This window comes from Kitasatospora saccharophila (assembly GCF_039529925.1).
Lineage (GTDB): Bacteria > Actinomycetota > Actinomycetes > Streptomycetales > Streptomycetaceae > Kitasatospora > Kitasatospora saccharophila.
The window spans coordinates 1-681 of the sequence record NZ_BAAANS010000175.1; the positions used below are offsets into that span (position 1 = coordinate 1).

At 73.1% G+C, this 681-nt stretch carries 1 protein-coding gene; it reads left to right on the forward strand.

What is annotated here, in order from left to right:
* Positions 1-46: 46 nt before the first annotated feature.
* Positions 47-681: S-methyl-5'-thioadenosine phosphorylase (locus tag ABD345_RS40035; protein WP_344559764.1), on the forward strand; the 635-nt coding region annotated here is incomplete at its 3' end.

Genomic DNA, 681 nt, shown 5'->3' on the forward strand with positions numbered 1-681 from the left:
CGTCCACCCGCCCCGTACTGACGGCACGCCGACGGCTGAGCTCGGCGTGATCGGTGGTTCGGGTCTGTACGCGTTGCTCGACGAGGTCGTCGAGGTGCATGTGGAGACGCCGTACGGGCCGCCGTCCGATGCGTTGTTCGTCGGTGAGGTGGCGGGTCGGCGGGTGGCGTTCTTGCCCCGGCACGGTCGGGGGCACCGTCTGCCGCCGCACCGGATCAACTACCGGGCCAACGTGTGGGCGCTGCACGCGCTGGGGGTGCGTCAGGTGCTCGGGCCGTGCGCGGTGGGCGGTCTGCGTCCCGAGTACGGGCCGGGCACCCTGCTGGTGCCGGACCAGTTCGTGGACCGCACGTCGGGGCGGGTGCAGACGTACTACGACGGGCGGGTGCTGCCGGACGGGTCGGTGCCGGAGGTGGTGCACGTCTCGATGGCCGATCCCTACTGTCCGGACGGTCGGGGGGCCGTGCTGGCCGCAGCCCGGGACCTGGCGTGGGAGCCGGTGGACGGCGGCACCCTGGTGGTGATCGAGGGGCCGCGCTTCTCCACCCGGGCGGAGTCGCGCTGGTTCGCCGCCAGTGGCTGGTCGGTGGTCGGGATGACCGGTCACCCGGAGGCCGTCCTGGCCCGCGAACTCGGGCTCTGCTACACCTCGTTGGCCCTGGTGACGGACCTGGACGCGGG